Genomic DNA, 10,575 nt, shown 5'->3' on the forward strand with positions numbered 1-10,575 from the left:
CTTTTTATCCTATATGATATAATTTATTATTAAGTGGTTAATAATTTTTGTTAATTTAAATATATTTAAGAAAAAGGAATTTAAATGTTGGAAAAACCTTTTCGTTTGTTAATTTTACTTTTATTGGCCGTATCCAGCAACTCGTCTTTTGCCCTTCAATACAACAGTTTGAACCCCGCCAGCGTTACTTGTGAAACAACAGATTCAGTATATTCATGCGCCTCGGAAATAGCATTTAAATCTTCGCTTAATTTTCTGCGTACTTGGGTATGGGAAGATGCAAATACTCATGATCAGGTTCATTTAGACTTTATACAGTTTGGTTCTCAGAATGAAATTAAAGTGACTTATGTCCCTAATAATGATTCTCCAGTAGTTCTTGGCTCATACCCTGCGTCTGTATTGAATGGCTTTGGTCATGGCACTTCAATTTCAGTAGCAACGAGAAAGGGCTCAATGGAAATGTTAGTAACTGGAGATGCTGGCGACTTCTATGTAAAAATTACAGAAGTAGTTAGCTCAACATATCCTGGTGATTATAAAACATGTATTGCAATGCCAGGTGCAGCTTATTATCAGTGTCATACTATAAAACATTAAGTATTACTAATAAGTTTTTTTAAATTTTAAACGCCCTAATCTGCAATTATAATAGGGCGTTTTCTATTGTGCCACGAAGTCAACAACACCCATAAACCCACACGCCGCACAATCCAACCTATTTGACAGTAACATTCCAAACACCTTATTTCCACCAATACAATACTGGCTAGATTATTTTCAAATATCCATGCCACCTACAATTGAAGAATGTCAACAACAACTAAACCCCAAACAAGCTATCATCCAACCCTTTATTGACCACACACAAAACATCTTGCGCGTACTGTGGTTAGACAAACAACAACTTAAAATCTATGACTTTAGCAACGCTGACAATGCAGGACACTGGCAACAACTGATTGAACTATGGCAACAACATGAAAATTGGCAAACCGTACTTGATAATAACATCTTCAATAGCTTCGCTGATGACATTCAACGCTGGGCAAACGACATTGAACACATTATCGCCATCTTTCCCACACCGCTAGGACAACTCGCATGGGAAGCAATGCCACAACTCGCCAACAAACTCAGCCGTGAAATCAGCATTGACCACTGGCTACACTGTCCAAAATCTCAAATCGAAACCGAAAGCTGGGCATTAGGCGTAACCGATATTGACGACGTAGAGAACGCCGCACAATTTATCCCGCATGAAACCTACCTCGTTGCAAAACACTGGAATATACAACCCACGCTAGTTGAACAAACAGAACCCTTAGCCCTATTCCAAGCCCTGCAAAACCTACAAAATCATCGCAATGTCTTCATCTCAACCCACGGCGTATTTGACTCCAATCAGCCACTACAAAGCGGTTTAAGCCTCAACAATCACGATGCTGAAAAACGCAAAAATATTGACTTACCCCTATGGCTCTGTACCACATTACGCCTTGATAATACCGAACTAATGATACTGTCAGCCTGCCAAACCGCCAGCACCAAATCCAATACAAACAACCTATTTGACCCTATCAGCATCAGCTCAGCCTTTGCCGCCGCAGGAGTCAATACTGTTATTGCCACCTTAAGCCAAGTTGGTAGCCTTGCATCCCTCCTATTCATCAACGAATTACTGGAACTGGCACAACAACAACCTAAAACCCCTTGGCATCAACTCATTGCTCAAACCCAAGAAAGTTTTAAACGCAAAACAGATGCAGATATGAAAATATTGGCAGAAGAAATCCAACAAACAAGCAAGTTAACAAAGGGGCAAAAACTCGAATTTACCAGCAAACTAACAGATTACAAAAATGCCCCCCTTGTTGAGCGAAACGCGCCTGAAAACTGGGCTAATTTCATTGTGATTGGAGATGTAGAACGAGATTAATCAAGGTTGTACAAGGATTTGCGTTGCCATGTAATGCAGAATACCTAATATTTTGCCAACATTATCAATAAAATATTCTTGTGAATCAATCGTTACTTGATTGCCTTCAAGCTGTAAAAACCGCCAAGAACTGCCAATGGTCACAATCCCATAAACAACGGGCAACGAAATGTTTTTTTGTTGATTAAATATTTGGGCTGCACACATTTCAGCCACACATTGTGGTATGCCATTTTTTATATTTTCGTTTTTTGCTTCAACAAGTTGGATGATTGGTGCAGTTAACATAATTTGCGTCGGCGAGCCTGAAATCATAAAGTCACAAACCCCATTTAAACCTTGTGCAGGATCAATATTAAATTCTACACCCGAAAACAAACTGATTTTATGCTGTAAGATTTTGCGCAGTTCAACTAATACAGGGGCAATAATCAATTCAGACTTCGCCTTTTCCGTATTAATCGTCAAGCCTAACGGCACATTTTCTTTTAAAATTTCTGCCAGAGCGGAACTTGTCTCAATGGTTTCTATTGACTCAAATAAATTGCGCTCATGAATGCTTAACTTTAGTTCAATTTGTAATTTCTCAAAAGTAAAATCGCTATAAGACATAATAGATTATCCTAACTAAATGAATTATATTATTTTACGCTCAAACAACATTGAATACGATGATTGATTGATGGTGTTAAGCTGAAATTTTAGTAACATAATCTTATCTAAACATTGGATGCCATAATGGTTTACTATCAATTCTACTACCTATTTTTTACCTCTCGTTGGCAGAATGCTCAATTCATCGAAGAGCCAGATACATTGGCTGATTTAACCCAAGGTAATCAAATCTACGTCCAAAAAACCAAACCCTATTTAAGTTGCTCATTACACCAAGAAAAACGTTTATTCAGAATATTGCTTGATTGTGAAACAAAACTAACAAATACAGAATTAAACAAAAAACTATATTTTTATAAAAAAGAATTAGATAGCTACTATCAAGTTGATGATAAAAACCATAGTCAAGAATTATTATATGCAGTGAGTGTTGTTATTACAGATGGAGAAGATAGTGATGATGTGATTACTATGCCAGCCAAACAACATGATGTGGAATTTTTTGCAACAGAGCGTAACTTATTATTTAGTATCAAAAATGAAAACGAACAATTATATTTTGCTGATTTTCAAATTAATACGCTAAAACTCCCCAGCCGAGAGCGTCATGCAAACCAGTGGCAAATAGAATTCATTGATAATGAACAAAAAGCAATCGTCTCGCCGCTCAAAGAGGGTGAAAATGAAAGCCATCCAATTTTGCAATTTTACGCCGCAACATGGGTTAACAACGCTTCTAAAGACAACTCACTTCCAACATCTTGTAATACTTTTTTCAAAGGCTCGTTAACAAATGAATCAACGCAGGAATGGTCAAGCACATTTTTGACTGACATCATGCCGCACTTGTTAATGACACGTTGGCAATTTGCACATATTTTTCTTGCAACAGATAAAATAATCAATCGGTTAGATAACAAAAATAGTGGCTATCGTCAAAAAGAAAACAGCGCATTAGTGGCTCAAAACCTCAGCACATTACGCCAAACATTACAAGAAATGACCAGTTTAGAAGCAGATGCACAATATGAATTAGCACGCTCAGAACAAGCAGAAAGAACCATTGAATTAAATATCCAACAATTAAGCAATTATTTATATAATCAAGAGATAAAGTTAACAAAGCAGGGCTATTCTGTGGATTGGTTTTGCAGAATTAACAGTTTAGAATATTTAAAAACAGGGCAAAAAGTTAAAACTTCACCCAATATTATTGAATGGCCAACTTATGCGAGTAAAGAATTAGCAAATAAGCGTGTTTATGTGGAAGGTTTGCTGAAACATTTACAAGGTTCTGAATTACGCTGGCGCAACTTGGTTGAAGAAAAAGAGCATGAAACCCAAGAACGTTTGAAAAAATTAATAAATGGGTTTGCTATCTTAGGTGTCGTTATTTCTATTTTCAGACTTTTCGGAAGTAATGCCACATTAGTAGAGCAATTTATGACAATTAGCATCTTATTATTTTTAGCAATGTTTGAGTCATTTGTTTTACTGGGTAAAGATTTAATCAATTTACCTGAAATACTATCTAACCTAAAAACTAGGGTCATATCTAGCCTCAAAGCTGTATCTCAATATCCAAAGGACAAATAAATGAGCACCCTACACGAATATTTAACAGACTATGTTGCAACACTACAAAACATACTCAACAAACACCAAGACAAAGACAATATTATTACTGCACTCACTGAACAATATCCAGAGGGCGACCATCGTCGGGAGTGGATATTAGATCAGCTTAGAAATAACAGTTTAAAAAAAGGTATTAAGCCAACCAGTGATGACTCACAGCCTGAATCTTCACCTACCAATAAGCCTGTGCATAAAACACCACCAGAAATCTAATCAAACAACTTTAATTTTTCCCAGCCAATAAGTTAGGGTTAATTAGAAAAATCAAAAAATACAGTATTGAGATAGCGATGATATGAAATATTTAGAGACAAAAAAACATCTGCAATTAAATCATTTATAAAAAAATGCTTGCATTTTAAAAATAGTATGGGTAAAATGCGCTCTTCTTTTGGAGAGGTGGGTGAGTGGCTGAAACCAGCTCCCTGCTAAGGAGCCGTACCTACTACGGGTACCGAGGGTTCGAATCCCTCCCTCTCCGCCATGAAGAATAACGCGCTTGTAGCTCAGTTGGATAGAGTACTTGGCTACGAACCAAGCGGTCGGGGGTTCGAATCCTCCCAAGCGCGCCAATTTTTCCCTTCAAGAATTCCCCTAAATCTTCAATTTCCTCTACTTTGCTTCATAACACTGGTGTACAATTGTGTCTATGGAAAATAGATGACGTGACGTTATCTGTTTTTTAAATCAAAAATCGGCAATCTAAAATCCCCAGCGTCCTACTATGTCAACTGATAGCTTTCAACTTACAACTAATCCATTTAGTCAACAAGGACGAATCGTACGCTTCTTTGAAACGCCTGAATTAGTGCAGCGTTATAACCTCATTAAGCATTTGATTCAAAACAGCGAACAGCTCCTACTCGTGCTTGCTGAAACAGGTAGCGGCAAAACCAGCTTGTTGCAACAAGTACGCGCCCAAGCAGATGAAAATTGGTGGATTTATCACGTTGAAAGCAGCCCTGCATTATCATCAGAGGTTTTATTATCAAACTTATTAGCCGAATTTAAAATTGGTCACAAAGGCAAACCCAGTGCAATTGCGTTAGAAAATTTACGCAGCCATATCGCCGCCACCCGCTATAAAAGCCAACTACCGATTTTACTTATCGATGACGCGCATTTACTGCCATTGGCCACCTTAAAATTATTGGTTGAATTGGCGATGCAAGGTGAAGCACAAACCCGTATTCGCGTAGTGCTATTCTGCGAACCGCAAATGACCAGCATTTTAGCCACGCCTGATTTTGCCATTGTGCATGATAGTTTAATTCATACCCTAGATATTCCAACTTTAAAAAAATCTCAAGTTAAAGAATACATCCACTTTTATTTGAAAGGCAGCAGCTATTATTATCAAAACAGCTTTGATGATGAACGGCTCATTGATGACATTTACGAGCAATCTGCGGGACACCCAAATGAAATCAATTTACTGGCCTATCAAGCTCTGCAAACATACATAGGGCAGCAACAAACCTTATATACCCATCCCAGCAAACAAAATTGGCTATGGCCGGGATTAGCAGTGTTAGGCTTGCTATTAGCTGTAGCCGCTTGGTTATACTGGACTATGCCAGAATTATTTTTGGGACAACAAAGCAAACAAATTGAAATCACAGTGCCTGCTCAAGCATTAGTATCGTCAGACAATTTACAATCGCATACCCATTTATCACCAACAGATGTTGCTCCACTTAAAGCCACATCTGCACGATTAGCTGTTGATAGAGGTCAACCTTTAACCAAAGATGAACAATGGCTGATTCAACAAAATGGTGAGCATTACACATTGCAAGTGATGGGCACGCATGATCCAATGAATTTGAGTGTTTTTATTCAAAAATACCAATTGGCCAATGTCAAAATGTTTGAAACCCAATATCAAGATAAAGCATGGTATGTATTAGTGTCAGGGGTTTATTCATCGCGTTCCGCAGCCGACCAAGCATTGAGTGAATTATCTCAGCCATTAAAACAACATAGCAAACCTTGGGTACGCCGTTTAAGCGGTATTCAAGCATCTATCCGCCAATAAATATTGATACAACTAGAAGTTCTCATGTTTACAGAAAAATTACAAAAAGTACTTGCTCGTGCTGGTCTCGGTTCGCGTCGTCAAATTGAGACATGGATTCAAGAAGGTCGAGTACAAGTCAATCGCAAAACGGCCCTTATTGGGCAACGAGTAAGCGATAAAGATGATATTCGGCTCAATGGCAGACGGGTAAGCGAAAAACGCTTGCGGACACGCCCTCGCCAAATTATTTGCTATCACAAACCTATAGGAGAAGTGTGTACACGCCTTGATCCTGAAGGTCGCCCGACTATTTTCAAAAATTTACCGCCGTTAACTGCAGGACGCTGGATTACTGTCGGCCGTTTGGACATTAACACCTCAGGCATTATTTTATTAACCACGGATGGTGAACTGGCGAATCGTCTGATGCACCCAAGTTATGGTTTAGAGCGCGAATATGCAGTGCGAGTGCTAGGCAAAGTAGATGATGAAATGTTAACCCGTTTAAAAACAGGGGTAGAATTAGACGACGGCACAGCCCATTTTGATGAAATTAAAGAAGCGGGTGGCGAAGGAGCAAACCATTGGTATCACGTTACGATTAAAGAAGGTCGTAAGCGTGAGGTCAGACGTTTATGGGAATCTCAAGGGATTACCGTCAGTCGTTTGATGCGGATTCGTTATGGTCAGGTGCGTCTACCACCTTATTTGCGAGCAGGTCATTGGGCAGAATTGGATAAAGAAGTAGTCAATGACGTATTAAAACAAGTTGATTTATATATAAAACCTGAGGCTCGAAAGAGTCGCCATAAAGCCAAGTTTCGACCTAGAAAAAAATAATCATAGGCAAGCCCAAAGTCAGATATCGAGGAATCTGATTCCAAGATGAAACTTTGGGTTTATTGATATGGTCAATTTCGTTTTGGGTGTTAGGACTGATAGTCCTATAAAACTTTAAATATCAATTACTTTTAAAATCAAGGACTGCCAGTCCTGTATCGTCTTAGAATAAAATGACTATAATAAGCCAATGTAAAATATTGTTAAAGTTTATGCACATTTTTCTATCAATACATAAACTAAATATTCCGCAATTTAATATCCAAAGTTTGAATCCGATACGCAATTTGGCGCGGAGTCATGTTTAACAAGCGGGCGGCTTTTGCTTGAACCCAACCTGCTTGCTCCAATGCTGCAATCACCCGTTCACGTTCGTCTAAATTCTCATCATTTAAATCAACGCCTTGATATTCACGAGTCACAGGGATTTTTTCTTCAACGCCTGTTAAGCTAATCGTAGAACGATCAATGACCCCACTTTCGCTCATAATCGCTGCCCGTTCCAAACAATTCTCCAACTCACGCACGTTACCTGGCCAATTATGGCGCATCAACAAACGAATTGCGCTATCAGTTAACTGTAATTTACGCCCTTGACCTTTAGCTATCTTATCAACTAAGAATGAAGCTAACTCAGGAATGTCTTCACTACGTTCATTCAACGGCGGCAATTTAATCGGCATCACGTTTAAGCGATAATATAAATCTTCACGGAAATTACCATGCTCAACCGCTTCTTCTAAATTCACATTGGTCGCTGTAATAATGCGCACATCCACTTTCAATGTCCGCGTACCACCAACTCGCTCAAACTCACCTTCTTGTAATACACGCAACAACTTAGCTTGAAACGTCGACGAAATCTCACCAATTTCATCTAAAAACAGTGTACCGCCATCAGCTCGCTCAAAACGACCTTTGCGTTGTGTTATTGCACCACTAAATGCGCCTTTTTCATGGCCAAATAATTCCGACTCCAACAAAGTCTCTGGCAAAGCGGCACAGTTAAGTTTAATAAATGCGCCATTGTGACGTGGAGAATTATAATGCACTGCATTGGCAATCAATTCTTTACCTGTACCCGATTCACCACGAATTAATACCGTTGTTCCCCATTTAGAAACTTGGCGTACCATTTCAAATACTTTCTGCATTGCGGTTGAATGACCAATAATATTGTCAAATCCAAAATGACTACGCACGGTGCGACGTAGGTGATCGCGCTCATCGGTTAAATCTTGGCGTTCTTTCTCAATTTCCCACATTAAACGCACAGTCTGACCAATAAACTGTGCCACCATTTCTAAAAATCGTGCCCGCTCATGTAAAAATTCATCAAATTGACTGGGTTGTGCTGCTAACACACCAATCACCTGTTTATCAATATAAATAGGTACACCAATAAAGGGTAAATGTAACTCGTATAAACCTAATTTGCCGACAAAACGTGGGTCTTGTCCAGCACGTTCAATGATAATGGTGTTTTTTTCTTCCATCACCGAACCAATAATGCCCTCTCCTGCTTGGTATTTAATCCCACCGGGAGGTAATTTACCGCCAGCATACGCAGCATTCACCATCAGCTCCCCACTTTCGCGTAGCAATGTGACTACGCCATACTGCATTTGTGCGTATTGATGTAGCTTTTGTAATACGCCTTCCAGAGCAGTTGGTAGGTTTAACGAACGATTTAAAACCTTGCCAACTTCAAACAAGGCTTCGAGTTCACATTCAATCAATTCCGAACGTGTTTGCATGATAAATTAATCACCTTGTTAATGGATAGGGAGACAAACGACAAAACGTGTTCCTTGCCTGTAATTTGGGTCAAGTGTCAATGTACCCGCGTGATTATTAATGATTTCTTGTACTCGAGTCAGCCCAAGACCTTTACCGCCTGCATGTCCAACTTTGGTCGTAAAGAATGGCTCAAATATCCGAAACCGTAGTTCTTGTGGAATCCCTGTGCCGTTGTCTGTAATTTCAGCACATACAAGCTGGTTTTCAGTAAAGGTGCGAATCGATAATATAGGTTCTTGATAACGGCTTTCACACATAGCATCAACAGCATTATCAATTAAATGTTTGAATAAACTGCGTAAATCAGCATCTTTACCATTGATTGAACCCAGTGAAGAGGAGGGATGCCATTCTACAACCACACCTTCAGATAAAAATCGTTCTGTACACAATGACAATACATCGCGCAGTAAATCGTTTAGGTTCACAGAGGTTGAGTGTTGTTTACGATATGGTGGAATGGTGTTGTGTAGTGCCTTAACTGCATTCTGACCTTGTTGTAAAGCTTCGGTTAAAATATCTTGTAATGGATCAGAGACTTTGTCTGCATTGCGTCTTTCTAATATATTGACGGCTGCCGCCAACGTATTTAAAGGCCCTTGGAATTGATGAATCGCTGCATGTAAGCTTTCGCGCATATTTTCATTGATTTCATTTTCAGCCATCAAGGCACGTAAGGCACTTAAACGAATAGCTTCTTGCTGTTGTTTGACTTCGGTAATTTCTTGAGCAACCAGTAATAAATGATTGTGTTGGCTGCCTTCAAAAAAGGCTTCTGCTTCAGGGGCTTTGCCCGATATCCAAATTGCAGAACAGCTAAACCAACGGGCAATGCGCTGTTGTCCTCCTGCTTCGATACAAATTTCTTGTACGTCAAATCGGCCGCCTTGTTGCTTCAATTGTTCCCATTCTTCACCACCTGCATGTTGACACAAATGATTTAAAAACAGTTTGGCAGGCTCAATTGCACCAATACGCCCCATTAGTTTTTTATATTCATGGTTGTCTAGCACCAGTTTCTCATGTTCATCTAGTAAAGCGATGATGATAGGCGCAGTATCAATCACTGATTCAATTAGTTTTTTCTGTTCTTGGACTTGATGTTGTAAATAGTGCAGATTGGAAATATCACGGTGCATTCCCAAGTAATAAATGGTTTCATTATTTTGATCTAAAATTGGTGCAACAGTCACTTCAGCTAAATATCGTGTTGCATTTTTATGTCGATTAACCAGTACTCCAGTCCATGATTTCTGTTGTTCTAATTGCCCCCATAAGGTTTTATAAATCAGTTCTGGGGTGGAATTATCTGAGAAAATAGATTGATTTTTTCCAATGATTTCTTCAACTTCATAACCAGAAATACGTTCAAAAGCAGGATTGATATATAAAATATTGGCTTTCAAATCAGTTACAGAAATACCAATTTCAGATTGTTCAGCAATTTCACGAAATAGACTCGGAGGTAATAGAGTTGCGGCCACACCTTGAGGGTTTTGAAATAATACGGTTTCCAACATGCTGAGTAATGCGGAGGGTGTGCCTACAGGTGGGTGATGTAGAAATTCATTCAATGCTTTCGCGTTTTGTTCCGTTAATGGCAGAATGCAATCTTCTTGTAGCTTTTTTAGCACCATAAAAAATCCTCATTATTAGGATTTATCAAATAATTCCTAATTCCAATTTGCTTGCTCCAAAATTCTATTTAGAAATAGTGAGATAG

General features: G+C 38.9%; 9 protein-coding genes and 2 tRNA genes. 8 read left to right on the plus strand and 3 right to left on the minus strand.

All coding sequences use genetic code 11. From position 1 onward, the window contains the following. Nucleotides 1-84: 84 nt before the first annotated feature. Together ABXH34_RS14905 and ABXH34_RS14910 are read left to right on the plus strand one after the other, a co-directional pair. Nucleotides 85-600 carry a hypothetical protein gene (locus ABXH34_RS14905; protein ID WP_353572682.1) on the plus strand — a complete coding sequence of 172 codons (516 nt, stop codon included), beginning with the start codon at nt 85-87 and terminating at the stop codon, nt 598-600. Between the two features lie 190 nt (nt 601-790). Then, the gene (locus ABXH34_RS14910; protein ID WP_353572683.1) at nt 791-1,939 is read left to right on the plus strand and encodes a CHAT domain-containing protein; all 1,149 of its coding nucleotides are present in this window, start codon (nt 791-793) and stop codon (nt 1,937-1,939) included. On the opposite strand, the gene ABXH34_RS14915 is transcribed toward ABXH34_RS14910, so the two are convergent. After that, nucleotides 1,940-2,551 (minus strand): hypothetical protein, encoded by a 612-nt coding sequence (locus ABXH34_RS14915; RefSeq protein WP_353572684.1) that lies wholly within the window; start codon nt 2,549-2,551, stop codon nt 1,940-1,942. 126 nt (nt 2,552-2,677) lie between these two features. Between ABXH34_RS14915 and ABXH34_RS14920 the strand changes: the two genes are divergently transcribed. From ABXH34_RS14920 to rluB, 6 genes are all read left to right on the plus strand, one after another. After that, nucleotides 2,678-4,150 (plus strand): hypothetical protein, encoded by a 1,473-nt coding sequence (locus ABXH34_RS14920; RefSeq protein WP_353572685.1) that lies wholly within the window; start codon nt 2,678-2,680, stop codon nt 4,148-4,150. Beyond that, nucleotides 4,151-4,405, plus strand: a complete 255-nt coding sequence (locus tag ABXH34_RS14925; protein WP_353572686.1) for a hypothetical protein — start codon at nt 4,151-4,153, stop codon at nt 4,403-4,405. 180 nt (nt 4,406-4,585) lie between these two features. Further along, nucleotides 4,586-4,676: transfer RNA gene (locus ABXH34_RS14930), tRNA-Ser, on the plus strand. 11 nt (nt 4,677-4,687) lie between these two features. Beyond that, nucleotides 4,688-4,764, plus strand: a tRNA-Arg gene (locus ABXH34_RS14935). A gap of 152 nt (nt 4,765-4,916) precedes the next feature. Further along, complete coding sequence (locus tag ABXH34_RS14940; protein WP_353572687.1) at nt 4,917-6,230, plus strand: AAA family ATPase; 1,314 nt, start codon at nt 4,917-4,919, stop codon at nt 6,228-6,230. A 24-nt stretch (nt 6,231-6,254) separates the two neighbouring features. After that, entirely contained in the window at nt 6,255-7,052 is a 798-nt protein-coding gene (gene rluB, locus ABXH34_RS14945) for a 23S rRNA pseudouridine(2605) synthase RluB (RefSeq protein WP_353572688.1), read from the plus strand. Between the two features lie 239 nt (nt 7,053-7,291). On the opposite strand, the gene nifA is transcribed toward rluB, so the two are convergent. Then, nucleotides 7,292-8,809: a nif-specific transcriptional activator NifA gene (gene nifA, locus ABXH34_RS14950; protein WP_353572689.1), complete on the minus strand. Its 1,518-nt coding sequence runs from the start codon at nt 8,807-8,809 to the stop codon at nt 7,292-7,294. Between the two features lie 18 nt (nt 8,810-8,827). After that, nucleotides 8,828-10,489 carry a nitrogen fixation negative regulator NifL gene (gene nifL / locus ABXH34_RS14955; protein WP_353572690.1) on the minus strand — a complete coding sequence of 554 codons (1,662 nt, stop codon included), beginning with the start codon at nt 10,487-10,489 and terminating at the stop codon, nt 8,828-8,830. Nucleotides 10,490-10,575 lie beyond the last annotated feature (86 nt).

The sequence above is a fragment of the Candidatus Albibeggiatoa sp. nov. BB20 genome, assembly GCA_016744725.1.
In the GTDB taxonomy this organism is placed as follows: Bacteria; Pseudomonadota; Gammaproteobacteria; order Beggiatoales; family Beggiatoaceae; genus Albibeggiatoa.

Coding starts and splice junctions, on each gene's coding strand:
- rluB (WP_353572688.1), top strand. CDS start 6,255: ATGTTTACAGAAAAATTACAAAAAGTACTTGCTCGTGCTGGTCTCGGT.
- ABXH34_RS14940 (WP_353572687.1), top strand. CDS start 4,917: ATGTCAACTGATAGCTTTCAACTTACAACTAATCCATTTAGTCAACAA.
- ABXH34_RS14925 (WP_353572686.1), top strand. CDS start 4,151: ATGAGCACCCTACACGAATATTTAACAGACTATGTTGCAACACTACAA.
- ABXH34_RS14910 (WP_353572683.1), top strand. CDS start 791: ATGCCACCTACAATTGAAGAATGTCAACAACAACTAAACCCCAAACAA.
- ABXH34_RS14920 (WP_353572685.1), top strand. CDS start 2,678: ATGGTTTACTATCAATTCTACTACCTATTTTTTACCTCTCGTTGGCAG.
- nifA (WP_353572689.1), bottom strand. CDS start 8,809: ATGCAAACACGTTCGGAATTGATTGAATGTGAACTCGAAGCCTTGTTT.
- ABXH34_RS14915 (WP_353572684.1), bottom strand. CDS start 2,551: ATGTCTTATAGCGATTTTACTTTTGAGAAATTACAAATTGAACTAAAG.
- ABXH34_RS14905 (WP_353572682.1), top strand. CDS start 85: ATGTTGGAAAAACCTTTTCGTTTGTTAATTTTACTTTTATTGGCCGTA.
- nifL (WP_353572690.1), bottom strand. CDS start 10,489: ATGGTGCTAAAAAAGCTACAAGAAGATTGCATTCTGCCATTAACGGAA.